The organism is Paenibacillus lemnae (assembly GCF_012933385.1).
Classification (GTDB): Bacteria; Bacillota; Bacilli; order Paenibacillales; family Paenibacillaceae; genus Paenibacillus_AQ; species Paenibacillus_AQ lemnae.
Genome location: NZ_JABBPN010000013.1, coordinates 111,746 through 138,226, shown reverse-complemented (window position 1 = coordinate 138,226; position 26,481 = coordinate 111,746). Strand labels below are relative to the sequence as shown.

Annotated in this window: 33 protein-coding genes; all 33 read right to left on the bottom strand. The window is 47.0% G+C overall.

Annotated elements, in window-relative coordinates; translation table 11 throughout:
• Nucleotides 1-139: 139 nt before the first annotated feature.
• Complete coding sequence (locus HII30_RS14625) at nucleotides 140-991, bottom strand: sporulation protein YpjB (RefSeq protein WP_169505776.1); 852 nt, start codon at nucleotides 989-991, stop codon at nucleotides 140-142.
• A 65-nt stretch (nucleotides 992-1,056) separates the two neighbouring features.
• Complete coding sequence (locus HII30_RS14620) at nucleotides 1,057-1,710, bottom strand: DUF1405 domain-containing protein (protein WP_169505775.1); 654 nt, start codon at nucleotides 1,708-1,710, stop codon at nucleotides 1,057-1,059.
• A gap of 120 nt (nucleotides 1,711-1,830) precedes the next feature.
• Nucleotides 1,831-2,697 (bottom strand): menaquinol-cytochrome c reductase cytochrome b/c subunit, encoded by an 867-nt coding sequence (locus HII30_RS14615; protein ID WP_169505774.1) that lies wholly within the window; start codon nucleotides 2,695-2,697, stop codon nucleotides 1,831-1,833.
• Nucleotides 2,698-2,716: 19 nt separating this feature from the next.
• Entirely contained in the window at nucleotides 2,717-3,388 is a 672-nt protein-coding gene (gene qcrB / locus HII30_RS14610) for a menaquinol-cytochrome c reductase cytochrome b subunit (RefSeq protein ID WP_169505773.1), read from the bottom strand.
• Nucleotides 3,389-3,403: 15 nt separating this feature from the next.
• Nucleotides 3,404-3,949 carry a Rieske (2Fe-2S) protein gene (locus tag HII30_RS14605; protein WP_169505772.1) on the bottom strand — a complete coding sequence of 182 codons (546 nt, stop codon included), beginning with the start codon at nucleotides 3,947-3,949 and terminating at the stop codon, nucleotides 3,404-3,406.
• A gap of 179 nt (nucleotides 3,950-4,128) precedes the next feature.
• On the bottom strand, nucleotides 4,129-4,551 hold the full coding sequence (locus tag HII30_RS14600) for a DUF2487 family protein (protein ID WP_169505771.1): 423 nt from the start codon (nucleotides 4,549-4,551) through the stop codon (nucleotides 4,129-4,131).
• Between the two features lie 103 nt (nucleotides 4,552-4,654).
• Nucleotides 4,655-4,834 carry an IDEAL domain-containing protein gene (locus tag HII30_RS14595; RefSeq protein WP_169505770.1) on the bottom strand — a complete coding sequence of 60 codons (180 nt, stop codon included), beginning with the start codon at nucleotides 4,832-4,834 and terminating at the stop codon, nucleotides 4,655-4,657.
• 28 nt (nucleotides 4,835-4,862) lie between these two features.
• The gene (locus HII30_RS14590) at nucleotides 4,863-5,969 is read right to left on the bottom strand and encodes a hypothetical protein (protein WP_169505769.1); all 1,107 of its coding nucleotides are present in this window, start codon (nucleotides 5,967-5,969) and stop codon (nucleotides 4,863-4,865) included.
• An 88-nt stretch (nucleotides 5,970-6,057) separates the two neighbouring features.
• On the bottom strand, nucleotides 6,058-6,189 hold the full coding sequence (locus HII30_RS21870) for a hypothetical protein (RefSeq protein ID WP_281363489.1): 132 nt from the start codon (nucleotides 6,187-6,189) through the stop codon (nucleotides 6,058-6,060).
• Nucleotides 6,173-6,778 carry a histidine phosphatase family protein gene (locus HII30_RS14585; protein ID WP_169505789.1) on the bottom strand — a complete coding sequence of 202 codons (606 nt, stop codon included), beginning with the start codon at nucleotides 6,776-6,778 and terminating at the stop codon, nucleotides 6,173-6,175. The genes HII30_RS21870 and HII30_RS14585 overlap by 17 nt, the downstream gene beginning before the upstream one ends.
• Nucleotides 6,779-6,816: 38 nt before the next feature.
• On the bottom strand, nucleotides 6,817-7,404 hold the full coding sequence (locus HII30_RS14580) for an anti-sigma factor (protein WP_246246444.1): 588 nt from the start codon (nucleotides 7,402-7,404) through the stop codon (nucleotides 6,817-6,819).
• 23 nt (nucleotides 7,405-7,427) lie between these two features.
• Nucleotides 7,428-8,021, bottom strand: coding sequence for an RNA polymerase sigma factor (locus tag HII30_RS14575; protein ID WP_169505767.1), 594 nt, complete (start codon nucleotides 8,019-8,021; stop codon nucleotides 7,428-7,430).
• Nucleotides 8,022-8,389: 368 nt separating this feature from the next.
• Nucleotides 8,390-9,478: a prephenate dehydrogenase gene (locus tag HII30_RS14570; RefSeq protein WP_425495998.1), complete on the bottom strand. Its 1,089-nt coding sequence runs from the start codon at nucleotides 9,476-9,478 to the stop codon at nucleotides 8,390-8,392.
• A 55-nt stretch (nucleotides 9,479-9,533) separates the two neighbouring features.
• A complete protein-coding gene (hisC, locus tag HII30_RS14565) occupies nucleotides 9,534-10,631 on the bottom strand; it encodes a histidinol-phosphate transaminase (RefSeq protein WP_169505765.1) in 1,098 nt (365 codons plus the stop codon).
• 10 nt (nucleotides 10,632-10,641) lie between these two features.
• Entirely contained in the window at nucleotides 10,642-11,466 is an 825-nt protein-coding gene (gene trpA, locus HII30_RS14560) for a tryptophan synthase subunit alpha (RefSeq protein ID WP_169505764.1), read from the bottom strand.
• Complete coding sequence (gene trpB, locus HII30_RS14555) at nucleotides 11,463-12,659, bottom strand: tryptophan synthase subunit beta (RefSeq protein ID WP_169505763.1); 1,197 nt, start codon at nucleotides 12,657-12,659, stop codon at nucleotides 11,463-11,465. The genes trpA and trpB overlap by 4 nt, the downstream gene beginning before the upstream one ends.
• Nucleotides 12,656-13,330, bottom strand: coding sequence for a phosphoribosylanthranilate isomerase (locus HII30_RS14550; protein WP_169505762.1), 675 nt, complete (start codon nucleotides 13,328-13,330; stop codon nucleotides 12,656-12,658). The genes trpB and HII30_RS14550 overlap by 4 nt, the downstream gene beginning before the upstream one ends.
• Nucleotides 13,327-14,154, bottom strand: coding sequence for an indole-3-glycerol phosphate synthase TrpC (trpC, locus tag HII30_RS14545; RefSeq protein ID WP_169505761.1), 828 nt, complete (start codon nucleotides 14,152-14,154; stop codon nucleotides 13,327-13,329). Before trpC ends, HII30_RS14550 begins: the two co-directional genes overlap by 4 nt.
• Nucleotides 14,144-15,184: an anthranilate phosphoribosyltransferase gene (gene trpD / locus HII30_RS14540; protein WP_169505760.1), complete on the bottom strand. Its 1,041-nt coding sequence runs from the start codon at nucleotides 15,182-15,184 to the stop codon at nucleotides 14,144-14,146. Before trpD ends, trpC begins: the two co-directional genes overlap by 11 nt.
• A gap of 24 nt (nucleotides 15,185-15,208) precedes the next feature.
• Nucleotides 15,209-16,762: an anthranilate synthase component I gene (gene trpE / locus HII30_RS14535; RefSeq protein WP_169505759.1), complete on the bottom strand. Its 1,554-nt coding sequence runs from the start codon at nucleotides 16,760-16,762 to the stop codon at nucleotides 15,209-15,211.
• A gap of 337 nt (nucleotides 16,763-17,099) precedes the next feature.
• On the bottom strand, nucleotides 17,100-17,474 hold the full coding sequence (gene aroH / locus HII30_RS14530) for a chorismate mutase (protein WP_169505788.1): 375 nt from the start codon (nucleotides 17,472-17,474) through the stop codon (nucleotides 17,100-17,102).
• Nucleotides 17,474-18,574, bottom strand: coding sequence for a 3-dehydroquinate synthase (aroB, locus tag HII30_RS14525; RefSeq protein WP_169505758.1), 1,101 nt, complete (start codon nucleotides 18,572-18,574; stop codon nucleotides 17,474-17,476). The genes aroH and aroB overlap by 1 nt, the downstream gene beginning before the upstream one ends.
• Before the next feature lie 189 nt (nucleotides 18,575-18,763).
• Entirely contained in the window at nucleotides 18,764-19,600 is an 837-nt protein-coding gene (locus tag HII30_RS14520) for a CheR family methyltransferase (RefSeq protein ID WP_425495997.1), read from the bottom strand.
• Nucleotides 19,591-20,034 (bottom strand): nucleoside-diphosphate kinase, encoded by a 444-nt coding sequence (gene ndk / locus HII30_RS14515; protein WP_169505757.1) that lies wholly within the window; start codon nucleotides 20,032-20,034, stop codon nucleotides 19,591-19,593. Before ndk ends, HII30_RS14520 begins: the two co-directional genes overlap by 10 nt.
• 30 nt (nucleotides 20,035-20,064) lie before the next feature.
• Nucleotides 20,065-21,039 (bottom strand): polyprenyl synthetase family protein, encoded by a 975-nt coding sequence (locus tag HII30_RS14510; protein WP_169505756.1) that lies wholly within the window; start codon nucleotides 21,037-21,039, stop codon nucleotides 20,065-20,067.
• Entirely contained in the window at nucleotides 21,036-21,899 is an 864-nt protein-coding gene (locus HII30_RS14505) for an MqnA/MqnD/SBP family protein (protein ID WP_169505755.1), read from the bottom strand. Before HII30_RS14505 ends, HII30_RS14510 begins: the two co-directional genes overlap by 4 nt.
• Nucleotides 21,886-22,503, bottom strand: a complete 618-nt coding sequence (locus HII30_RS14500; protein ID WP_169505754.1) for a UbiX family flavin prenyltransferase — start codon at nucleotides 22,501-22,503, stop codon at nucleotides 21,886-21,888. Before HII30_RS14500 ends, HII30_RS14505 begins: the two co-directional genes overlap by 14 nt.
• Entirely contained in the window at nucleotides 22,500-23,372 is an 873-nt protein-coding gene (locus HII30_RS14495) for a UbiA-like polyprenyltransferase (protein ID WP_169505753.1), read from the bottom strand. Before HII30_RS14495 ends, HII30_RS14500 begins: the two co-directional genes overlap by 4 nt.
• Nucleotides 23,365-24,120: a demethylmenaquinone methyltransferase gene (locus tag HII30_RS14490; RefSeq protein WP_169505752.1), complete on the bottom strand. Its 756-nt coding sequence runs from the start codon at nucleotides 24,118-24,120 to the stop codon at nucleotides 23,365-23,367. Before HII30_RS14490 ends, HII30_RS14495 begins: the two co-directional genes overlap by 8 nt.
• A gap of 11 nt (nucleotides 24,121-24,131) precedes the next feature.
• Nucleotides 24,132-25,004, bottom strand: coding sequence for a heptaprenyl diphosphate synthase component 1 (locus HII30_RS14485; RefSeq protein WP_169505751.1), 873 nt, complete (start codon nucleotides 25,002-25,004; stop codon nucleotides 24,132-24,134).
• A gap of 100 nt (nucleotides 25,005-25,104) precedes the next feature.
• Nucleotides 25,105-25,659 (bottom strand): hypothetical protein, encoded by a 555-nt coding sequence (locus HII30_RS14480; protein WP_169505750.1) that lies wholly within the window; start codon nucleotides 25,657-25,659, stop codon nucleotides 25,105-25,107.
• Between the two features lie 87 nt (nucleotides 25,660-25,746).
• The gene (gene mtrB, locus HII30_RS14475) at nucleotides 25,747-25,971 is read right to left on the bottom strand and encodes a trp RNA-binding attenuation protein MtrB (RefSeq protein WP_169505749.1); all 225 of its coding nucleotides are present in this window, start codon (nucleotides 25,969-25,971) and stop codon (nucleotides 25,747-25,749) included.
• 84 nt (nucleotides 25,972-26,055) lie between these two features.
• Nucleotides 26,056-26,328, bottom strand: coding sequence for an HU family DNA-binding protein (locus tag HII30_RS14470; protein ID WP_169505748.1), 273 nt, complete (start codon nucleotides 26,326-26,328; stop codon nucleotides 26,056-26,058).
• Nucleotides 26,329-26,481: the final 153 nt, after the last annotated feature.

Sequence of the window (26,481 nt, the reverse complement as noted above, 5' to 3'; positions counted from 1 at the left end):
TGAATGGTGTGTGGTAACTTCATTCTACACGAATCGTTCCCATGGGCTATTTCTTTTTAGGTGTCGCACTTCATATTACAATCTGTCTGATTTAAAAAAGACCAGCCCTGTGGACCAGTCTCTTAAACGTCACATCTTATCATTTGGGAAACCATGATATAGGCTGTTCCTGCTGCCCTTTGTATTTTCGATATCCTGCATAACTTAATGCTGCCAGTATAAAAGCAGGAAGCAACAGCTGCCCTGCCCATGGGCCTCTGGCTTCTCCGAGAGGGGCCAAAGCAGGCTCATCTTTTTTTTTGCCGAACAGCAAATTTATGATGACCTCACCTTGTCCCGTAATTCCTTTGACCGATGACATATCTGACTTGGAAACGACACTGCCTGCATATGACAGCCAGGAATCCATCATTGCGATCTCGTCCGGCTTCCGCCGTATGATCGCTGCAGGACGAATCATTTCATAATGCTGCTGCAGACTGCCGTAAGCCTTCTTGATTCCTTCACGATCTTGTTTGGCTGCACTTTGATCCATACGCTGCAGATCTTCACGGAGAACTTTATAATATTGGAGCCAGATGCCATTCTTCTGGTGAGTCAGGCTGTCTGCCGCCAATCTCAGTTTTCCGGCCGCCTTCATCCATTCCACAGGATCCACATACACGCGAGCTGCTGTCTCTTTCATCTCCACAATACTTTCGGCCAATACTTGAATGCCTTCTACGGTAGTCAAGCCTTGAAAAGATGAAGCCTCAAATAAGGCTTGAACGTTACGAAGAGCGTTTTTTGCTTTTTCAATATTTCCCGCTTCCACGAAACGGTACAGCTCTTCTACCTCACGATTCAACGCGGCTGCCTGTATGTTTGCTGCGGGTGATGTCTCCCCAGCAGTCAGTCCTGAATTCGCCCACACTGGCGCCAAAAACAAGAAGGACCAGCCGATAAATAAAGCGACCAGCAATCCGCCGCTGGCACATAGATTCCGTAACAAAGGACATCCCTCCTGCTGCTAAATATATGAGCAGAAGATTGTCCTTAGAACCTGCTTGTCTTACATTAAGGCAGATCAGTCTTGGACCTGGATTTGGCTAAGAAGGCACGCTTGACCGCTATCCAGGTTAAAAGTCCACTGAAGAGTGTCAAAGCAAGCGTAAAGGCCTCTACCATGGCTAGATCATCATTCAGCTGGGCTGGCAGCCACGGAAATACACCAAAGGTATAGTCAACCGTGTCATTAAGCAGTGTCCAGGCAATTGCAGCAGTCAATGCGGTCCAGCGGATGTGGAACAGCTTGACATAAATCAGCGCTTCAATGGCCATGGCACTATGTGAACCGATGAGCATCCAATCCTGCCATATCATATCATTGCCCTGATAAGCTCCTGCGAAGATCATCGCGCATGCCCATATACCATATTTGACAGACGTCACCACAGCCAGTGCTTCTATGAGCGGCTGCAGCACCCATCCAGAGAGTTTTTTGGGAGGGTACAGAAGCAGCAGCAGCGCGATGGAAAAGAATAAACTGGCTGTCGGACTGTCCGGTACAAAAGGAAGCTGCCACCATGGATGATATGTGGCCGTATACCGCAGCTGATCTCCGTACCATATGTATCCATAAATCGTTCCTAATGCATTACTAATAAACAGCAGCCATAAAATAAGCCGTTTGGCTAAAAACTCCCGACTCCATAAATAAGTGATTGACAACCCACTGCAACCTCCTGTTTTTCATTTCAATACCGGTTTACATGCATCCGTGTTGTGATTAGACTGCCCGGATTTTAAAAAAACCTGATCGCATAATACGATCAGGTTTGGAATATGGACTTACTCTGCTGCTTTCTGGCTGGCGAGCCATCCAGCGAGCTGGTCGATCTCTTCTGCGGAAACCGCATCTTTCTGTGGAGGCATTTGACCGCGACCATTGGCAATTATATCTGCAATTTCATCTTTTTCCAGTTTATCACCGACACCGCGGAGAGTAGGTGCATTGCCTTGACCTTTCATATCTGCGGCATGACAGTTGATACATGAAGATTTCTTGTAGATTTCCATTGCAGGATTCTGTTGGTCCACAATAGCGATCTCATTCTCTTCCGGCTGCTTCGCATTGGAAGTCGGAAGTCCCTGAAGATGCTTCTCATGAGCTTCTTCTTCACGCTGGATATGCTCCGGCTTCATGCCGGACTTTTCCAATTCGTGAGCGTAGTGTGTCCAGGCAGAGTTAGTAAGGTACACAACCGCTGCCAGTGACAGAAACATAAGAGTCGATGCGATCGGACGCTTGTAGAAGCGACGCTCTTTACCTGTATCAAGGAAAGGAGCCAGCAGCAGCGCACCGAATGCCACACCACTCACACCGAGTGTACCCAATACAACATAATCACCGGAAGCATAAGGAAGCTTCAGGTATTCATACAGAAAGAGAAAGTACCAGTCCGGCATCGGAATGACCGATGCGCCGGGATCTGCGGGATATCCCAGTGGGGCAGGTTCCGATATCGTTAGAACCAGAAAACCTACCAGCACTACGACACCGACCATCCACTCCTTCAACAGAAAGTTTGGAATGAAGGCTTCGGACTTACCCGGGTACGCTGTATAATCAGGCGGAGTAATGAACCCGGTACCCTTCTTAACGCGGGAATCTCCCACGAATACGACTTTTTCATCAGGTTTAAAACCGTGTGCCATGAGTATGCCTCCCTTCTTCTTATAGTGGTCCCGAAATGCCCTGTCTGCGGATCATGATAAAGTGCCCTACCAGGAGAGCAAGCAGAACGGCCGGAAGGAAGAACACATGAATAGCGAAGAAACGGGTCAGCGTTTCGGCACCTACAATGGTACCACCCTGAAGCAGTTCCTTAATGATCGGTCCGAGCCAAGGCACGGAGTTCGCGATTTCAAGTGTAACCTTGGTCGCAAAGTAAGCTTTATTATCCCAAGGCAGCAGGTAGCCCGTCAAACCAAGTCCCAGCATGACGAAGAAAATCAGCATACCTACAACCCAGTTCATCTCACGAGGCGCCTTATAGGAACCTGTGAAGAATACCCGCATTGTATGTAGGAACATCATGACAATGACCAAGCTGGCTCCCCAGTGATGCATGCCGCGGACAATCTGGCCGAAGGCCACTTTGGTCTGCAGAAATTCAACACTTGCGTAAGCGTTTATAATATCCGGTACATAATACATGGTCAGGAACATACCTGACAAAATCTGAATGACTGTAATAAAAAACGTCAAGCCGCCGAAGCAGTACACAAACGCGGAGAAATGATGAGCAGGGTTAACGTGCTCAGGAACCTCGTGGTCCGCCACGTCTCTCCAAATCGGCGTGATATCGAGACGTTCGTCAATCCAGTTGTAGACATTCTTTAACATCCGAATCTACGCCTCCTAATTTACTACGGTATTTGGTATGATCTCGCCGAGGTAAATCCAGCCGCCATCCTCTTTAACGGTGTACATGTCAAGGGGCTTTGGTGCAACTGCAAGATTCTTACCGTCTGGTGTGTAACGCGCACCATGACACGGACAATAGAACTCATTCACATGGCTCTCGTTATTATTCCAGCCTACGAGGCAGCCCAAGTGCTTGCAGATTGGCGAAAGGGCAATAATCGTTCCGTCATCTGCTTTACGAATCCAGGCGGTCAGCTGTGCCGTGCTGTTATACCAGCCATCCTGCTGCTTTAATTCGAAATCAAATTCCTGCGGTTCTGCAGTAATTTTACTGGATTCCACGACTTTAACAAAGTCACCTGTTTCTCCTTTTTGGAGAATAGGATCTACCGCAAAGCGGACCATTGGTATAACGACCCCAGCCGCCATATAGGCTGTGGCACCGCCCAACGTGTAAGTCAGAAATTGTCTGCGGGACATTTCCGTGCGCCGTGGAGGTTTGTGCGACTCTTCATGCTCGTCATTGTGGTTGTGATTCATCTGTATTCAACCCCCTTTTGTCAACCGTTCAAATGTTTTCAATGATATAAATCACACGAAATACTAGGACATAATTATAATATATTAGGCACCCTAGACCGTCAAGAATTTGAATCCCAAATTTGGCTCCGCTTCCATCGCAACGGCAGCTAATTGTCGTATTTTCGTCACATTTAGCCTCATTGATCTCTCCACATTTGACTGATTTGGACAGAAACCGCTGATTTCAACGATACTTTCGAATGAGACTCCAGCTCTTTCTGCGAAAGCACCAAAGTACTGTTTGGAACGTCATCATTCGTCATTTCAATGTCTGAAGTGATGATAACAACATATTTAAATCCGGTCTTTTTTACTTTTTCACAAATTTCATCAAGCATTTGATAGGCCTCAGGTGCTCGATATTGCAGTGCGGGGTAAGTAACAATACGGCCCTTGAAAGGGATTTCAACCAGATCCATAAAGTCCCTTAGACGTTCCAGAGCTGCTGTGGCTTCCCACGGTACTTCTTCCCCATTCAAACCCGTATACGGAATGAGACATGTATCCAGGTACGGCTGCAGTTCCGTCCATGTACTCTCTTCCACTTCACTGAATTTCATGCCTCGCATCCTCTCTATATTCCACTTGATCTTCTTAACCTTTATATTATAAGTTCTGTTCTCCACGAAGGCAAAAAAAAAGAAGAAATGCATAAGCATTTCTTCAACTCAATGTTTTCAGTTCATCCGTCAGGCTTCGGAAAGCCACCTCGTCGCCTGAAGCCAGGGCCTGATCGATTTCTTTGTAAATTTCCTCACTGCGATGTTTACGCAATGCCTCGTCCCATACCATTTCCGCTGCAAGACCTAACATTACTTCGTAAGTAACCTTCATCTTATCCATTCGGATGCACCTCCAACTCAATTTATATTCAAATCTGAACAGCGGCATCTGCGGCCTTCATTCCAAGAGCCGTCATACGAACTACTGTGCCGTATTCAGCAGACTCCCCAATCCTGAGCATCCCGAAATGCATCAGCATTTTCACGATACGCTGGTCCAGAATCACTTGTGGAGAATCATAATAAAACGGTGTGATTAACCAGCCCACAGCATCTTGAAGTGATTTCAGAGTCATCCAATCCCTGGCGCTTTGGCTGGTCCAATACACCAGTGATATCAGGTTTGGAATTGCACCCTTATAAATTCTTAACCAAAACCGGAATAGCTGTATCACGCTAACTTGATTTCCCGATAGCTGAAATTCTTTCCCTTTCTCTGTCAAAGCCAAACACGATCCGTTTTCTTGAACCCACTGCTGAGAGAATGCATAATCGTAAAGCAGCGCAAAGCGGTCCGGATATTCGGTGCAGGACCTGCCATACCCGAATCTCCACGTCCCTTTAGCAACCAAAGGTTCGCTGATATGTAAGGTGTCAAACAATTGCTGCTGATGCTTCCGGTACATAAATCCTTCTGCATTCAGTTCGATCTCGTGCCCCTCTACATACTTCAGAAACAGCTGAATGTCATTGAGAAATAGTCCCTGTTCGTCTCTGTACACCTCAGGCTGTCCTGACAGCACTCTCTGACTCAATACTTTATCCAGAAGCACTTCCTTAAATCGTTCTTTTAAATCCTGGGGAACATGAAACGTATACTTTGTCGAAGCGGTAAATCCATTGAATAACCAGCCGCTGCGCCTGTACCTGCTTACCACTTCACGCGGATTTTCTGCAGTGTCCACGGGTTTGTTTATGGATTTCTGCCCAGTGTGTGCAGTCTGACGAATAGAAGCTATAAGATCCTCCAGACTGTATCCTCGCCTTGTATCAAAGATGAGGCTGTTCAAGAAGCGAAGATCTGTAATCGTAAGGTGATTCATCTGCTCTTGTAAAAAATCTCTTCCACCGGTTTTAACCAAAATGCTCTGGATCAGTTCATGCTTGGAGTTCCGCTTGCAATCACATTGATAATGATTTGCGATTTGACTTAAATGTCCGATGTCGGCAAATGACAGCATATCTGCTAGATTCATCATGCATCTCCCTCACCTGCAGTTTCTAAAGTGAAGTGTTTCCCCTGCTACCCATGCTGGTGCTTTTTATAGTTTCATTTGAATGTATTTATATTTTTAACGGTTTTGTTTTTCCATAAACCTTAATTTCAAAAAAAATTCTTGTTTCTCTGTGGATGAGCATGAAAAAAAGACCCTCAAAAGGGTCTTTAGAAAAAGCATATTCAGCTGCTGCTTTCAACAGTCTTGTCCTCCATTAAATGCTTTGTACAATTAAACAGCAAAGGCTCCCACGCCAGATCTCTTTTCTCTACAATAGTAAGTGAGAGATTTCCGATGCGCTCCTTGGTACGAGCATTGCTGTACAGCAGCGTATAGAACTGTGCCAAAAAGCCGCCATGACTGACAACAAGAAAACTTCCTTCCGGATAGCGGCAGATCATATCTTCCAAAAATGCCTTCCCTCGCTCCTGAAGCTGTGCATCATTTTCCTGACCTACATCAGTATTCATCCAGTCCTTGCCGTAACGTTCTTCGCGTTCCTGGGATGTCAAACCTTCCACTAAACCGTATGAACGTTCACGAACTCTGGGATCCGGTACCAGCATAGGAATGTCAAGTATGGATGAGAGAATGGAACCTGTTTCTTCGGCCCTGGATAACCCGCTGGTAATAATGAAGTCCCAACGATAATCTTCATGTTTCAATCGCTCTCCCAACATGCGAGCCTGAGTTCTTCCCTGCTCATTTAACGGAATATCTGTTTGTCCTTGAATTTTACCAAGTGCGTTCCAGTCTGTCTGACCGTGACGTATCAAACCGATTTTCATCATTCTCTTCTCCCCCTTTATTTTCAAAAAATATTAGCTTAGCATCTGGAGGCTCGGTTTAATCTCATCAGGAAAAAAAGAGCTAGTCCGACACCGATGATGGAAAGCACCATCCAGTACTGGGGCTGACTCGGATCCATACCAGCTACGAGAGGATCCATGATACCACTCCCGGGATCGGGGATGTTATAGTGCATGGATTCTTCAACAGGAGATCCGCTGCCAGCTACACCTGTAGGAAGGATACCTGTTACCGGAGTTCTCGGAGTTTCCGGGTCAGATGCTTTAAGCGTTCCCCGAATTGCGAAGAACAAAAAACTGCTGCCGAACAGCGCCGCAAAGCCAGCAATCCAGAGAATCAGACGCTTGCGCATCATACGGCCAGGTGTCTTCTCTGGTTGATTCTCCTCCACAAGCCAAGGGAAATCACGATAAATGCGGTCCATTACATTCCGATTCACCGCTTCCACATGTTCTTCTGCAGGCTCATATTTCAAATGCTGTACCATATTCATACTGTCCTGCCATAATTCATACTCCATGGCACAGGACGGACATGATTTCACATGCTGCCTCAGCCTGTAGACTCTCAGATCATTGTCAGGCAGATCCCAGACTGTTTCCATAAGCTCCTGGGCTTCCTCACATCTCATCTGACTGTCATCCCTTCAATTTCTTCAAAGACAGGTTCCGCGAAGTAAGGCTCCAATTGAAGCTTAACACTGGAACGTGCACGAAACAGAAGCGATTTAACAGAGCTGACGCTTTGACCCAGTATTTCTGCAATCTCCTGATAATCCAGCTGGTCATACTCTCGCAAAATGATAGCGGACCGCTGCTTCTCAGGAAGATTGTTAATGGCTTCTCTAACCATGCTGACTTTTTCATTCCGCAGAATGGTCTGCTCCGGAGCGACTTCAGGCGGCGCCACAGGTATAATACCACTTTCTTCCAGAGGGAGATTTCCCCTGCGCTGCTTGCGAAGCTCACTCAATACCGTATTACGTGCGATGGTGTACAACCATGTCGAAAATGATGCATCGACTTCACGGAAAGAATGAAGACTGCGAAATGCTTTATAAAATGTTTCTGAACATACATCCTCGGCCATAAGCTCCAGATTTGAGCTTTTTAACATATGATAAACAAAAGCCATAATTTTGCGCTGATACCGCCGCATTAACTCTGAATATAATTCCACATTACCTTGCTTAATTTCATGAATTAATTGGGAATCCGTCATATAATTGGTGTTCCTCCCTCGCCATCCTTGTGGGTGATCCTTGTGGTTTATTTATATTTCATACAAGGACTCACAGATCTGCCGTAAAACCATATAGTGTACGCCTCATGATGTCTGACTATTCTATGTATTTGGCAAATTCCCCAAATCTTCTACATGGAACTCTATCATTGTAGCACATTATGGATATGAATTCATTTGTATCCAGACAAAAAAAAGAGGCCGCGAGATTCGCGGCCCGTTGTTCATTTCCAGAACAACTCAGTTATTGGATAGGAGTGGAGAGAAACCATACTGTACTTTTATTATATGTATACGTTTTCATTTTGTCAACAAGAATAAGAAAAAAATTAAATATTCATTAAAATTTAATGATAAACCGTATATCCTTTGGATTGGAGAAGGTCCATTGCCCGTTCCTGATCATTCTCATTTCGGAAAGAAAGCCTCATGACACCCGGAACATCCTCACGGCTTTCAATAATTTGGATGTTACTCAAATTGACTTGATTCAGACCCAATTCTGAAGTGATTCTAGCAATAATTCCCGGATGGTCAGGTACATCCAGATAGATATCATACTGAGAGACGATCATTCCTTTTCTGCGCTCAGGAAGCTCATTTCGAAATGCGCCAGCCTGACGGAAGGCATCCTCGATCCCCGCACCGTCCTCCTGCTCCAGCAGAGTCATGAATGCTCTGATGCTCTCATTCCAGTCCTGCAGAAGCGGAAGCATTACGCTGCGATTATTAATCAGAATGTCTCTCCAGACCACCGGATCACTTGCAGCAATGCGTGTTACATCCCTGAATCCGCCAGCAGCCAAGGTTTGATACAGCGGATTGTCCTGGTTGTAACCACTGATCTGATTCACCAATGCGACAGCAATGACATGAGGGAGATGACTTATAGCTCCGACAATCTGATCATGCTGCTCAGGATCCACCTTGACAATATGAGCACGGGTATGACATAAAAGATCAGCTAGAGCTTCAACCTTCTCATTCGGCACATCCGCAGGAGGAGTAAGGACATAGTAGGCATTCTCAAATAGGAGTGCGGAAGCCGCTGCTACCCCTGACCGCTCTGATCCGGCCATGGGATGACCTCCAATAAAGCAGGCATCTCGCAGCTCCAGCTTGCGGGCGCATTCTGCTATACTAGCCTTCGTGCTGCCAACATCCGTAATAATACAGCCCGGTTTTAGCTTGATTTGGCTTAATAGCGTAATATATGATTCCAGGCTGCCTACCGGCACACATATAAATATATAATCCGCATCCTGTGCCGCTTCTTCTACGGACAGTGTAACGTGATCAACCACCCCGCGTGCAGCAACCTGATCAGCATACTCCTGAACATGGGCAAAGCCCGTGACCGTTATGCCGGGTTTCCCCTTAAAGCATAAAGCCAACGAGCCGCCGATCAGTCCCACTCCGAAAATGGCGATATTGATTTCTGATTTATTGGTCATGTCGATTTTCACTACTTTCGAAGTAACAGTCTATAGTCTATACAGGCGACTTTATTTCTCCCAGTACTTGTGTAAGCACGGTAATAAACGCCTGATTTTGCTCGGGAGTCCCCACACTAACCCGGATATAGTTCGGATAACGGGCGAAACCCGGACGAACAATGATGCCTTGATTCAACAGCTGCTGGAACACATCTTTACCAGATGTACGAACATCCACCATTACGAAATTCCCCTGAGACGGAAAATAGTTTAATCCTAAACGTTCAAATTCGCCCTGTAAGTAATGCACGCCCTCTGCATTCAACCGGCTGCATTCCTGAACGAATGCCTGGTCCTTGAGCGCAGCTTTAGCTGCAGCCTGTGCCGATCGGCTCGTATTAAACGGCTCTCTGACCTGATTAATCAGGGTGATCACCTGCGGCTGACCAATACCATAGCCAATTCGCAGCGATGCGAGACCATATATTTTGGAGAAAGTTCGTAAAATGACCAGATTGTGATAGCGGTCCATCAAGGAAATGCTTTGCGGATAAGAGGCGTCAGTTACAAACTCATAATAAGCTTCGTCCAGGACAACCATGACATCCGAAGAAACTGCATCCAGGAAAGCCACCAATTCATCCTGCGGCACAAATGTGCCTGTCGGGTTATTGGGGTTGCAAATCCATACGATTTTGGTCTTGTCATTCACCGCAGCAAGCATGGCATCAAGATCATGAACACCGTCTTTAAGCGGAACTTCAATACTTATAGCACCTTCAATATCGGCGTTGCTCTTATATACTGAGAAAGTTTGATCCGCCATGACTGTTTCATCACCAGGAACCAGAAAAGCACGGGTAATCAGTGCGATCACTTCATCTGAACCGCAGCCGAAAATGATGCCTTCTTTCTGGACGCCCAAATGTGCTGCAAGTTCGGATGTCAGTTCTGCTGAACTGCCATCCGGATAAACGCTCAGATTGGACAATTCAGCAATGATGGCTTCTTTGGCATGAGGCGAACAGCCATAAGGATTTTCATTGGAAGCCAGCTTGATAACCTCATCTAATCCAAGTTCACGCTTCACTTCTTCAATCGGTTTACCCGGCTGGTACACCGGCAGGTTCACAATATTTGATTTTGGCTTCATCACCATCAACTCACCTTTCGTAAACTTTACTTCCTTTTAATTGTGACACAAATTCACGGATTTGCAAAAGCCCCTGTTCCTTCGTCTCGTCCTGTTCCAGTAAAGGAATGGCGGATTCGATCTGGCGGACGATAGCACTGCCCACCACGACCCCGTCACATACTTTGGAAAAGCGGGCCACATGCTCCCGGTTTGAAATACCAAAGCCTATAGCTACTGGAATATCCGTGAACTGTTTAACCGTTTCAATAAACGGCTCCACCCCGCTGTAAAAGTCAGAACGTTCCCCGGTAACCCCCAAAGACGACACGCAGTATATAAATCCGCTGGCATTACCGACGATCGATGATATCCGTTCGTGAGAGGTAGGCGCCACAAGCGGAATCAAATGGACACCCGCAGCTTTTGCACGGCTGCGAATATCCTCGGATTCTTCAATCGGCAAATCTGGAATAATCAGACCGCTGATGTCGTGGACCACCACTTCTTGAAAGAATGTATCCAGGCCCATTTGAAGAACCGGGTTATAGTACGTAAACAAAATAAATGGAAGCTCGCTCCCCGCTTTTCTTGCCTGAAGAGCTGTCTGCATACAGGTTCGAATGGTGACCTTACCCAGCAGGGCGCGCTGGGAAGCTCGCTGGATGACCGGTCCATCTGCCAAAGGATCAGAATAAGGCACACCCAGTTCAACAATGTCCGCACCAGCGGCTTCGACTTCCCGGATAATGTCCAGCGTCAGATCCGGCGTAGGATCTCCCACTGTAATAAAGGGAATCAGAGCGGTTTCGCCTTCAGCTTTCAGCTTGTTAAATACGGTATCTATCCGGTTCATAGCGTTTTACCTCCCGTGTAAGCCATGATCGACTCCACATCCTTATCTCCGCGGCCGGAAAGGCAGATCACGATGATCTCATCTTCAGACCATTCCGAAGCCTTCTTCACCACTTGTGCTACTGCATGAGCGGATTCCAGTGCTGGAATAATCCCTTCGGTTCGGCAAAGAAGCTGAAGAGCATCCAGCGCCTCCTGATCGGTGATCGGAACATATTGAACGCGTTCAATATCCTTTAGATAAGAATGTTCCGGCCCAACACCCGGATAGTCGAGACCCGCTGAAATAGAATGAGCCTCTTTCACCTGGCCAGCTTCATCCTGAAGAAGATAACTCATGGAGCCCTGGAAAACTCCTTTTGTTCCCTTACTCATCGTTGCTGCGTGATGCTCTGTTTCAACACCCTTACCCGCAGCCTCCACGCCAATCAATTCCACTTCCTGATCTTCCAGGAAAGGATAAAACATACCGATCGCGTTGCTTCCGCCGCCGATTGGTGCAAACACACGATGCGGCAAACGCCCCTCACTCTCCAAAATCTGGCGGCGCGTTTCATCACCAATAATCCGCTGGAAATTACGAACCATCATCGGATACGGATGCGGTCCAACGGCAGAGCCGAGCACGTAAAAAGTATCTTCGACATGACTCACCCAATAACGAAGAGCCTCGTTCCCTGCGTCTTTCAAAGTACGGCTGCCTGATGTGACCGGAATGACTTCCGCACCCAGCATTTTCATGCGGAATACGTTTAATTGCTGGCGCTTTGTATCTTCTTCTCCCATAAAAACTTTGCACTCCAGACCCAGCAGCGCAGCTACTGTCGCAGTGGCTACACCATGCTGTCCCGCTCCGGTTTCTGCAATGACTTTGTTCTTGCCCATTCTCTTGGCAAGTACGCCTTGTGCAATGGCATTATTGATTTTGTGGGCTCCAGTATGGTTGAGATCTTCGCGTTTGAGGTAAATTTTCGCTTTACCCAAATGCTTGCTCAGACGTTCGGCGTAATAAAGCGGGGTTTCCCTTCCTGCATACTGTTTTAGCAGATAGGCAATTTCCTCTTTAAACTCAGGAGTATCACAATATTTTGTATATTCCTGCTCCAGTTCAATCAGCGCATTCATCAATGTCTCCGGTACAAATCTTCCACCGAATGCACCATAACGTCCGTTTATGTCAGGTACTTGTATCATGAATTCTTCACCCTTTCCACGAATGCAGTCACTTTATCTATATCTTTTACACCAGGCGAGCTTTCAACGCCGCTGGAGACGTCGACTCCATCCGGATGATATGTTTCAATCAGCTGTCTCAGGTTGGAAGGCGTAAGTCCTCCTGCTACAAACAGAGGGATGGCATTCCTGCGGCTCCATTCTTGATATACAGGAATGGATTCCCAGTCAAAGGTTTTTCCTGAGCCGCCTCCATATACCGGATCATAAGTGTCCAGCAGCAGTGCATCAATACTGCCAACGTAGGCGTCCAGCTCGGTTAAATGCTCCTGTTTTACAGCTCCAGAAACGATAGAAGACACTTTAAATACGGAAACCGGGAAGCGGTCTTTCACTTCCCGGCAAAATTGCGGTGATTCCTGACCATGCAGCTGAATGACATCCAGCGGTGCAATGTCCATAACCTCTTCTAGATCTCCAAGCTCTGGATTGACAAATACGCCGACCGAAGCCGGTTTCACCTCATGATTCCAATGCTTGAGTATACGAATCAGTTCAGCGGCTTGGTTCGCATTGACCTGCCGCTTGCTGTTCGCAAACATCAATCCGACATAATCCACCGGTAAGTTTATCATCGATTTTAGCACTTCAACGCTTTGAAGTCCACATATTTTTACTAAGGTTTCGCTCATACAGCATCTGCTCCTGAGTCCTTGAGATCAGCTATATTGAGTGGTCCCATTAGATCATAAACAGCCTGTGATACGTCCGGTTTGCGCATGAAATGCTCGCCTACCAGGACGCCCTGAGCGCCTGCTGCAGAGAGAAACGCAATGTCTTCAGTCTGGCTGATTCCACTCTCACTAATCAAGGTGATATGTTCCGGGACAGCTGAACTCAGATCCGATGTCGTATTGAGCGATGTCTCAAATGTACGAAGATTGCGGTTATTAATGCCTACAAGCCGAATTTGGTCCAGCTTCAGGACGGTATCCAGTTCGTCACGATCATGAACCTCAACCAGACAGTCCAGACCAAGGGAGTGTGCTGCAGACATAAATTCAGTCATCTGGGAGGGCGTTAATATGGCCGCGATCAATAGAATCGCATCAGCACCCAGAAGTCTGGCTTCATAAATTTGGGCTTCATCAATCACAAAGTCTTTACGCAGCAGGGGAAGGTTTACGGCCGCTCTGACATCTTTCAGATACTGGCTGCTGCCTTGAAAGTACTCCACATCTGTCAGCACCGAAAGACAATCGGCCCCCGCGGATTCATAAGCCTTCGCAATAGTCACCGGGTCGAAATCAGGCCTGATCAACCCTTTGGACGGTGAAGCTTTCTTCACTTCTGCTATCAAGCCCATCGCTCTGTTCCTGCGATGAATCAGTGCATCTGCAAATCCGCGTGTCGGCGGAAGTGACTTGATCTCATCCATTGCAGATTCAATCGTAAAACTCTTATATAATTGTTTCATTTCTTCTCGTTTGGTGGCTACAATACGATCAAGATACATAGGTCAGTTCCTCCGTCATGGTAATTAATTGATCCAGTTTGGCCAATGCCGCACCTGAATCGATGGCCCCTGCTGCTTTGTTTACCCCTTCTGCCAGGGAATCGGCCAATCCCGCAACATAAATGCAGGCACCGGCATTCGCCAGGACGATATTCCGGTAAGCATTTCTGTCCCCCTGGAGCACTCCTTTAATGATAGAAGCATTCTCGGCTGCATCCCCGCCCAAAATCGACTGCATCGGATGCACAGATAAGCCTAAATCATGCGGATGGATATCAAATGTGACAATTTCACCGCCTCGAAGCTCGGATACCCGGGTAGGCGCAGAGATACTGATTTCATCCAGACCGTCATGACTGGTAACGACCATGGCCCGCTTCAGACCCAGTTCTTTCAAGACCTGGGCGATTGTATCTGTTTTGTTCAGATCATATATACCGAGCAGCTGGCGGTCTGCACCTGCCGGGTTGGTCAAAGGACCCAGCATATTAAATACGGTCCGAATTCCAAGCTCCTTGCGAGGTGCCGCCGCATGTTTCATCGATGGATGATAAATTTGAGCGAACAAGAAGCAGATTCCGATCTCATCCAGACAGCGGGATGCCTGCTCTGCATTCAAATGAATGTTTACACCAAGGGCTTCCAGCACGTCTGCACTGCCTGCACGGCCTGATGCTGACCGGTTACCATGCTTGGCAACACGAACGGAAACGGAAGAAGAGATAATAGCCGAGACTGTCGAAATGTTAAACTTGTGTATGCCTGAACCGCCGGTGCCGCAGGTGTCCAGCAGTTGTGAGCGTTCCGTCGTCACACGTCCGCCTGATCCCCGCATCGCTTCCGCAAAACCTGTGATCTCATCTACAGTTTCTCCCTTGATACGGAGTGCGGTGAGCAGTCCGCCAATTTGGGAATGCGTCGCTTTTCCCTCCATAATGCACTGCATGACATTTCTCGCTTCATCCCTGTTCAAATCATGGCCTTCAATCAATTTGGACAGTCCGTTTACGATGGGTTCCATTTCATTCATTGTCCTGCTCCTCCTTCATCATCCTTATGGTGTATATTCGTAAAGATAATCCTGATTGGTTACCGAATCAGATTGGGTCTGGCGCGGGAACATGGCCTCAGCCACACGGATCGCCTTCAGCATTCCTTTTGCCTTATTGACCGTTTCTTCGTATTCCTTCTCTGGAACAGAATCCCATACGATCCCCGCCCCAGCCTGCACATAGGCTCTTCCTTTACGGAAAATAATGGTTCGAATCGTAATACAGGAATCCATATTTCCTGCAAATCCGAGATAGCCTATCGCTCCGGCATATGCCCCTCTGGCTTCCCGTTCGAGTTCAGCAATAATTTCCATGGCGCGGAGCTTGGGAGCTCCCGATACTGTGCCTGCAGGCAGACAAGAAAGAAATGCATCAAAGAAGTCTTTATCCTCTCGCAATTTGCCGGAAACTCCGGATACCATGTGCATGACATGGGAGTATCGTTCAATTTCCATAAAAGAGTCACATTTTACGCTTCCGAATTCACTGACCCGGCCCAGGTCATTACGACCGAGATCCACCAGCATCAGATGCTCTGCCCGTTCTTTTTCATCTTTAAGTAGATCCTCTGCCAGCTCCTTGTCAGCCGCCTCATCCGCTCCCCGTGGACGTGTGCCGGCAATAGGACGTGTTTCCAACCGTGTTCCGTCTACCTTGACCAGAGCTTCCGGTGAAGTTCCCACGATAATTTCCTCATCCATCTTCAAGTAATACATATACGGTGACGGATTCATCGTTCGCAGCACCCGGTACACATGTAATGGTGAAACCTCGGTGTCTACATGAAAACGTTGTGACAGTACCACTTGAAAAATATCGCCAGCGCGGATATACTCCTTCGCCTTTTCTACATTCGACATGTACTGTTCTTTAGTCATATTGGATTGAATATTTGACGGCTCCAGATCTGTCGGAATGCCACGGGAATTCACATTCTCGCGAGGCCCTTGTTCCTGAAGCTGCTCAGCGGTTTCTTCCAGCTTTCTGCACACCTTTTCGTAGGAACGACGGATATCTTCATCACTGTCTCCCTCGGAAACATGAACATTTGCAAGCAGCATAATTTGCTGTTTTACGTGGTCAAAGACAATGATCTGGTCACAGAACATAAAGCGAATATCGTCCATCCCGAGGTCATCGAGGGCATGGGCCGGAAGCTTCTCATAATATTGAAGCAGGTCGTAACCGAAAAACCCGATGGCTCCTCCTGTAAAAGGCGGCATTCCTTCAATATGGGGACTTCGGTAATTCCTCAAAAGCGTCTTCAGCTCTTCTACCGGCTTCCCGGTCAGCTGTCTTTGCTGACCATCAACCTCGACCTCTATACGTCCCTGTTTACCGGAGATCATGAGGAATGGGTCCGTTCCAATAAACGAGTATCGTGCCCATTGAATACCGCCCTCCACACTTTCCAGTAAAAACGCCCGCTTCCGCTCAGCGTACCTCTGAAACAAGCGGATCGGTGTTTCCATATCAGCCAGCAAATGAACCGTTACAGGTATCAGATTATATTGTCGTGCCAGGCTGACTACCTTTTCCACAGATGGACTCGCCATTTTGCCATTCCTCCTTCAATTTTTCTTATGTTTGTGAATTTAAAAAAACCTCTACCGGAGTAGAGGTTTATCGATGAGATTATATAAAAGAGCACATTCAAGTAATTACAAAACCTCACAGCACACCCGTCGATAAACCCCATCATATAGAGCAGTGGTATTGTTCCACTGATCCGTGCAAAGGATACAGACGTATTGCGGCTCGAAGTTATGTTCTTGAAATGTCGGATGTTATTACACTTTAGCTCATCTCTGCTCATCTATACTCATCTAAACTCTACTCAGCTATTCTGCTTAATACTATACATGATGAGTGATATAAGGTGCAACCCTAAATTTATGATGTCGCTGCAGAGAGATCTGGGCGCAGGCGCTGTGCTTCGTTCAAATAAACATGTCGGATGTCTTTCTGGCTTTTCTCCGTATTCACTTGTACCATCAGCCTGATACAGCGCGGAAGACTTCCCTTTACGGGAATTTCCACAGAACACATCAGCGGAACAAGATCCCAGCCTTCAAGCCCGCGAATGGCTTTAGCCGGAAAAGCAGCGTCCAGGTCCTGTGTCATCGTAATCCAGATATTACTGATATATTCCGGATCCAGCTGATTGCGGTTGATCATTTCCCTGAGCAAAACAATGGTTCCCTCAAGAATTTCCTGTTCATCATTGCTTGATACAGTCGTTGCTCCACGGATACCTCGATTCATCATCATCCGTTCTCCCCCTCTTTCTGTAAACGTTCGACCACAGCACGTACAGCCGCAACCGGTACATCTTTCACAATACTGACCTTGCCAATTTGTTCAGGTATGATAAACACCATTTGACCTTCTGAAAACTTCTTGTCATGCTGCATCGCCTCCATCACCTGATCCACAGATACATCCGAAGGAAGGCTCACAGGCAAATGTAATGCTTTCAGCATAGCAACCGTTTCATGATAGAGATCAGCCCTGCCCAAGGATTCCGCCAGCATGGCCGATCCAGCCATTCCGATCGCGATCGCTTCCCCATGAAGAAAACGTCCGTAACCGCCTACGGCTTCCACCGCATGTCCGATCGTGTGCCCCAGATTCAAAATGGCACGCAGTCCGCCTTCCCGTTCGTCCTGGGAGACAACCTCTGCTTTTATAGCACATCCCCGTTCAAGTCCGTATGTGAGGCTTTCTGGGTCGAGCGCCAGTAAATCAGACGCATGCTCAAGGCACCAGTAGGCAAATTCCCGATCCATAATGAGACCGTGTTTTACCATTTCAGCTAATCCGGAAGATACTTCCCGGGCCGGAAGGGTCGTTAGTGTATCCACATCATACAGAACCATCACCGGCTGGTGAAAAGCACCGATCATATTTTTTGCCAGTGGATGGTTGACAGCCACTTTACCGCCAACACTGCTGTCATGCGCTAGGATTGTCGTTGGCAGCTGGACAAATGTAATGCCTCTCATATAAGAGGCTGCCACAAACCCCGCAAGATCACCAACCACGCCGCCGCCTAAAGCAAATACAGAGGAATTCCGGTCCAGCTTGGATGAAATCGCCGTCGTCATGACTTCTTCGTAGACGTTTAATGATTTGGAGGATTCGCCAGAAGGCACGATATGGGCTGCCACTTGAAAACCGGCGGATTCCAAGCTGTCTTTCACTTTCTTCAAATAGTGAGGCGCAACACTTTCATCGGTTACGATCAGATGACGGCTTTTCCGGCTGATCCCGCATTCTGCGCTCATGGCACCAGTGTGCTGCAGCAAATTTCGTCCTATATAGATCGGATAGGATCGCTCTCCCAGCTCGACTTTAAGTGTTCTCAATGAAACGCTCCCCCTTAACATTTTAGGACTGTAAACCGCTAAAATCCGTAATTATCTTCTGCCATTATAGTATAGCTCACTCTCTTTGACAAGAATGGACACATGCAGAAAATGGAGCTGCCCATAAGATCCGAGATCTTGAGAGCGGCTCCATTTCAGTGCTGCAGCTTGATAATATGCATCAGCTCTTTAGCTTCTTATTTTACGATAAAAAAACGTCTCGGCAGCTTCCAGTCCATACTGTCCGGGATTAAATATTTGCTCTGTACTGCCCACAAACAGAACACCGCCTGGACGCAAGCTTGCTGCAAATTTCTGATACAGCTGATGCTTTGCTTCTTCCGTGAAATAGATCATCACATTTCGGCAAACGATCAAGTCGAGACCAGTTTCAAAGTGGTCTGTCAGCAGGTTTTGTTTTTGAAAGCGGACTTCTTTCTTTAACTTTTCACTGAAGCGGAACATGGGCCCCTCTTCTGTAAAATAGCGGGAGGCTATATCTTTGGGAACGTCCTTGAGGGAGCGTTCCAGATAGAGTCCTTGCCTGGCCTTGTCCAGTGCCCCTTCATCCAGATCTGTTGCCAAAATACTGCTGTTACCGAGCAGCTTCTCCTCCGACAAGATCATGGCTAATGTATAAGGCTCTTCACCGGTAGAACAGGCTGCGCTCCAGACACGAAGTCTAGCATGTCCATAACCTTTCAATTCAGGCAGGATCACCTTTCTGAGCACTTCCCATCGGTTCGGATTACGCCAAAATTCTGAAACGTTAATTGTCATTCGGTCCAGAAACTCTTGAAACAGCTGCTTATCCTTGACCATGCCATCGTAAAAAGAAGCGAATGTATTAAACCCGTACTTTAAGCGAAGTGTGGTCAGTCTGCGTTTCATCTGGGTTTCCTTATAATCTGCCAGATTAATGCCTGTACTACGGGCTACATTTCGGATAAATCCGATATAATCTTGATCCAGACCCGAAGTTTCCGTCATTTTCCCTTCCCTGTCACCCGAAGTTCTCAGTTCCATAGGCTGATTGTTTTTTCATAAGAGACCAACTCATGCTGTTCAAAAAAATTATGAATTTCCCGTTCCGCACTATTCGGAGAGTCCGAGCCATGAATGAGATTGCGCGGAGTATGTAATGCAAAGTCACCGCGTATCGTTCCCGGCTGGGCTTCTTTCACATTCGTCTTCCCGATCACTATGCGCGACAGCTCGATAATCTCGTCACCTTCCCAAACCATAGCAAAAACCGGTCCTGACGTGATGAAAGAAACCAGATTATCAAAGAAATCCTTGCCTTCATGCTCAGCATAATGCCGCTTGGCCTGATCTTCCGATATAAGCAAAAACTTACCTGCCACCATCTTAAACCCTTTATCCTCCAGACGGCTGATGATTCTGCCGATTAACCCCCGCTGAACACCATCCGGCTTGACCATCAAAAAAGTACGTTCCATGAGCCTCATCACTCCCCATTTTTACTAATTCTAGTATGAACGCTTGGTCACAAAATGTGCAATATCTTTTAAATGTTTTTTGGTACGAATATCGGGCAGTTGATCCAGCGCTTTAAGAGCTTTGCCGATATAACGGTCGGCCAGTGCCTCAGATCTAGCAATCCCCGAACTTTCACGTATCATCTCTACTGCCCTGCTGACATCACACAGACCGTTGTGAGCATGAATACGTTCGATTTCCTCTAGCAGCGAGATACGGATACCTGGATCCTCCAGGGCATAAATAACCGGCAAAGAGATATTCCCCTGCCTGATGTCACTGCCGGGAGGTTTGCCAATCTGTTTTTCTGTACCGCAAACATCCAGAAGATCATCCTGAATTTGAAAAGCCATGCCTACATTGTAACCAAACCGATACATTGCTGATGCAATTCTTCGGTCCGCATCCGCAGCGAGTGCTCCCAATTGACAGCTAATGGCTATCAAGAGTGAGGTTTTCCGTCTTATTCTCAATAGGTAGCGCGTAACATTCTGGTCTACATTGAAAAAATCCCGAATCTGTTCCATTTCTCCGATAGACATCTCCACCATGGCTTTAGCAAGAATCTGATGGATCTGCGGATTCTCCAGTCTCGTGGTCAGTTCAAGCGCTTTTCCATATATGTAATCTCCGGTATACATCGCAATCCGGTTGTCCCACTTGGCTTTGACGGTCGGCTTGCCTCGGCGCATGTCTGCATCATCAATTACATCGTCGTGTACGAGGGATGCGCTGTGAATCAGCTCCAAAGGTACAGCGACGTACTTCAGACGATCAATATCATAGCTGCCAAATTTACCGCCCATGAGTACAAACACTGGACGCAGACGTTTGCCACCGGCTTTCAGCAGGTGAAGAGAAGTTTCACCCAGCTGTGAATCGTCTCCTTCAATACTGCGGTAAAGTTCTTTTTCAATAACATCCATATCTTTTTTTAGGGTTCCGAATATATCTAGTCGTTTCATTCCTTCACCTGCATCACCATATTGTCAATCCATAACTCAGGAACAACATCCCGCTTCAACAATCCGAGTTCAAAGGCATATCGGAAATAAAGGCGGAGTCCCTGCTGTTGATCGAGGCCGAAATTATAGTTCAGATTATGGAAGTAGGCATCCCAGTACTCTGCTGTTCCGCCGATTCTGGCTGCTGCCTCATGGATGATCGGCTGAAGATCCTGTTCACTGCGCTGCTTGCTTTCGATAAAAAGTCTAGCAATGCGGCTCATTTTCCACGGCATCTGCAGAACCGCATCACGATTCACAGCCCATACCGCATAGGTCATCGGATGACCTGACCATTCCTTCCACCATCGACCCAGATCCGTGACGATATATTGTTCATTATACCAGGAAGCCTTAATGGCATGATCACCGATAAGCAGTGCAGCATCAGCTGACTGCATCATGCTGTCCAGATCAGGCTCGAGCGTCAGATATTGAGGTGATCCTCCGAGCGCTTTGTGCATGAGAATCTTCAATAGATTAACTGAAGTGGCTGAAGTGTTTGTAAGCGCAATAACAGATCTGCCCAGCTGTTCCAGCGGTTTTCGAGAAAACAAAAGAATGGAGTTCACCTCGCCGTCGGAGCTCACCGATAAATCCGGCAGAAGCAGCAGTTTATCTGCGGCTTCCCCATACGCAAAAGAAGATAAAGCGCCAATGTGAATGTTCCCCTGCTGCATACCCTGATTGAGCACAGCCGGAACCGCTGACGTAATCTCCGCCTCAAATGGAAGACGGTCTGTATCCACATGATAAAACAACGGCCAGGCATTGGTATAACTGATTTTGCCGATCACAGTCTTCTTGTCATTGTTCGGCACTGCTGTCACCCCACCTTGTAAACAATTGATGTTCAATCCGAAGACAGTCGAGTACCTTTCCTACCAGAAAGTCTACCATATCATCAATGGACTTCGGGTGAAAATAAAATGCTGGCATGGCAGGCACAATTTTGACACCAAGTCTTGAAAGGGTGAGCATATTGTCCAGATGGATTGCATGCAGGGGTGTTTCTCTTGGAACGAGGACAAGAGGACGACTCTCCTTCAGCATCACATCGGCAGCCCTGGCCATCAGATTGTCAGATGAGCCGTGTGCCACAGAGGATAAGGTTCCCATGGAACAAGGCATAATGATCATCCCCTCCACAAGGTAAGAGCCGCTCGCAATGCTGGCACCAATATCGCCAATGGCATGGTAGGTTACCCGATCCGGATATGCGGCGAATCTCTGCTGAAGCATCTCTTCCCGATTGACCACCTGCCAGCCCAGTTCTTCTTTAAGTACACGCCAACCGGCATTCGAAATGACAAGATGTACATGATACCCTAATGATAACAAGGTCTCGATCAGACGAACGCCGTAAATAGAACCACTGGCTCCTGTGATACCAACCACCCAGCTGCGTTCACGTTTATCTTTCAAGAGTATTTCACCACCAGGTCAATGCATGTAAATACAAACAAAATGATGCTCAAGGTGCTGTTCATGGTAAAGAACGCGGTTTGCAGACGGCTCATATCTTTAGGCGACAAAATATAATGCTGGTAAAACAGAATACCGCAAGCAATCATGGCTCCTGCCAAATACCATAAGCCCAGCGGTGTGACCAGCCACAATACGATGAATCCTACTGCGGTAAGGATATGGAATCCCCGTGCGAACCACAGCGCTTTATGAAGACCGAAACGTGAAGGAATTGAATGCAGACCTTCTTTTCTATCAAAATCTTCGTCCTGACAAGCGTAAACCACATCAAAACCTGCTGTCCAAAACGCCAGTGCGATATAGAACACGATCGCTTTCCAGTCCATCTGTCCGGTTACAGCGACCCAGCCTCCCAAAGGAGCCAGTGAGGTCGTTAAACCTAAAACGACATGACACAGCCAGGTAAACCGTTTAGTATACGAATATATAACTAGAAAAAAAACAGCGATCGGGAGCAACCGAAAGGCAAAAGGGTCTAATTCCGCCGCAGCCCAGAAAAACACGATAAAAGAAAGGATAACGAATATGATAACTTCACCTGGCTTTAGGAGCCCTGCTGGTATGGCACGTTTAGCTGTGCGAGGATTTCTGGCATCAATATATTGATCAGCAAGTCTGTTCAAACCAAATGCTGCACTTCGTGCGCCGAACATGGCAAGAAATATCCATGCGATTTCTGCCCAGGAAGGCAGCGCGCCGAAGACAACCGCTGAGCCCATCAAAGCGCCCATAACAGCGAAAGGCAGAGCAAACAGGGTATGCTCCACTTTAATCATTTCAAGATAAACGCCAATTTTCTTAAACATCATTCTTCTCCTTGATTCCAATATGTAAGGCAGCAATACCGCCAGTCAAGGGGAAAGCTTTGACGTTTGTTAATCCAATCTCACGAAAAACCCCAGCCAGTTCTTCCCTGCCCGGGAACAGCTTCAACGATTCCGGAAGCCACTTATACTGCTCGTATCGTTTCGCAACCAGTTTGCCCATAAGGGGAAGCATTTGCTGAAAGTAGAGATAGTACATCCCCTTGAAAGGCTGCCAGGTCGGTTTGGACAACTCCAGACATACAACCATGCCCCCTGGCTTCACTACACGCTTCATCTCTTGAAGAACCTGTGTGTAATCAGGAACGTTTCGCAAGCCGAAACCGATGGTAGCGTAATTAAATAGATTGCTATCATAAGGCAGGCTCATTGCATTTCCCTGCACCAGGGTGATCTGTTGGTGAAGCTTCTCCCTGTCCACTTTTTGCTGCCCTACCCCGAGCATATTCTCACTGAAATCCAGGCCGACTATGTGTCCAGTTTCACTTGCCTGCGCCATACTGATCGTCCAGTCGCAGGTTCCACAGCATAAGTCAATGGCCGTATCCCCTGGCTGCATGTTCATGGTCTTCATGGTGAACTTCCGCCATGCCTTGTGCTGCCTGAAGCTGAGCAGGTCATTCATCATGTCATACTTGCCTGCAATACTCTCAAACACCGAATGTACATATTGTTCCTTCGGTTCATTTCCGCCTTGTTCGACGGCTGGTTTGACTGTGTGATTTGGCACTTGTGTTCCCCCTATCCTTCTCTGACAGCCGGACGGCACTGATTTAAACGCTGAATAAATGGCTGTACCAGATGTCCAATGTGAGCGGCCCCCCCCTTGCCGCTCCAAGCTGTCACAGATGACTGTATACAATCAACCGATTGTCGAAGCTTGTCCAGCAGGCTCTCAACGGTTCTGTGTCTCCGGATTAAATCTTTCCAGTCTCTCGAATCCACAGTTTTTTTTGTCAGCATGCTTTTTTCTTCTTCCGATCCCTGCTCAAGAATACTCCAGTAACTGTAGCTCTCTGCTCCATGATTCGGTGTAGTTGATCGATCCAGTTCACGAAGAATCGTCTCGCAGCGTGTGAACTCCTGAAGCAGATGTTTCCATAGATCTCTTGAAGCTTCATCAATCATCGGAGTAAAAGAAAGAAACAGCTGCATGTTCAGCTGTACCATGTAACCCAGATATTCCTCGGACGGCAGGAGCATTTCCTTCATCCTGCTGTACAGTCGCATCTTCATTACATTGACTTCACTAACTGCCCTACTCAAGAGAGCGATGCTTTCGATATCACCGCTCCTTGCGAGCAGCTGGTAAAACCGGCTGCTGAAATAATCACCGGCCAATACTTTTAGCTGGCGGGAACGCATATGTTCCTCTTTTTGATGCTCTGCATTCGTATCAATACTCTCATGCGTGTCCAGCCCCATTTGGACCAAAGAAGCTGCCAGCGCGTATAGTTCCTCACGTTCCGGTTTGCTTCGTGCAGAGTGATACTGCATAAATATGTATAGTAAATGAACACGGGCATCCGGAAAATCAGGAAGCTCCGTATGGTTTTGAATCATATCATATTGAAAAAATTTCTGAGCCAGTTCGGGAACGCGGTACGGTTTCATTCTCAGCCTCCGTGCACTTGATGTTCTTCAGTCCAAATGTAGCTTAATCCAATATATTATAACACATCATATGGACGCGTACATGCCTGCGTATACTATTTTACCCTTGAACAGCATCCCTGAATTGTCTCTGCCACAGATTTGTCAGAGTCAGATGCAGACGACGAACCATTTCCTCACTGAATTGACCGGGTGCAAGCTCTGCAGCATCTCGTTGGAGTTCGGGTGACCATTCTCTTCGATGCATCGCTGCAGCAAGCAGAAGATGCTGCTGACCTGTCCACGCATCCTCCGCCATAAAACGGAGATAGAGCTGCTCCACATTAACCATTTTCTCAAAACTGAAGGAGAGCATTTCTGTCAACTGCCGATGCACCACATTTGGAGAGCCAGCAACATCAACAATTCTAACATCGACGGAGAGTACTCCCCGCCGGAGGTCCACCCGTTTTAGATCTTTATGGATCGGAAGGCGGCTCATTTCATCAACAATATTGGCCTCATTAAGAATGCCTCTGCTTTCCGGATTAAAGACCGCAGCTGAGAATGGTTCTGAAGCTCCATCTGTCGGGTAGGTCAGCACCAAACCCAAGCACAGCGTAAAAGATAGTAATCCAGGTAGTATTACACTTTTTAGCAGCCCGTGAACATTCATGGCCGTCCCTCCTTTTCCTTATTTTCATCCTGACAGTGACCACTCATACCTTAGTCTACAAATTAAAAAAGCAGGCTATGCCTGCTTTTAGATACCTGACTCCAAATTTCCGTGTTTGGTCATGACTTCGGCCTTCCCGCGTATCTTTACTGCAGAGGTATGATCTGTAAATTGAGCAATAATGATTTCACCCTTATCGAGCTTTTCGGTATGATGAAAGCGGGTATCCTGACCTCGGGTCAGCCCAATAACCTGAACCCCGTTCTCCAAAGCTTTAACGACAAAATAATCACCGTTGCGTGCATCTTCCATAGCTTCTACCTCCGTTCTTCTTGAAAAGAAAAGGCCGTGAACGAATTCACGGACCTTTGCTCTTTAGGTAATATGTAGAAATCTTTATTTGATTCCGTCTTTGAGCGCTTTACCAGGTTTAAATGCAGGAATTTTGCTCGAAGGGATTTCGATTTCTTCACCTGTCTGTGGATTGCGGCCTTTGCGTGCAGAACGCTCACGTACTTCAAAGTTACCAAAGCCAACGAGCTGGACTTTATCTCCGTTTTGCAGAGCTTCGGAAATCGCATCAAATACGGCATCAACCGCTTTGGTTGCATCCTTCTTGGAAAGCTCAGTGGACTCAGCTACTTGAGCAATCAGATCCGATTTATTCATTCTTTCACCTCCCTAAAGATATATATTTCCTTGCTATTCACTGTTTCCGTTTTACCGCAAAATATACGTACACCGGGCAGCTTCGCCCTTTGTTGCATTTAGGCGCGTGGCGCGGAACAAATTTATAGTAATACAGTCAAATCATAATTTCAA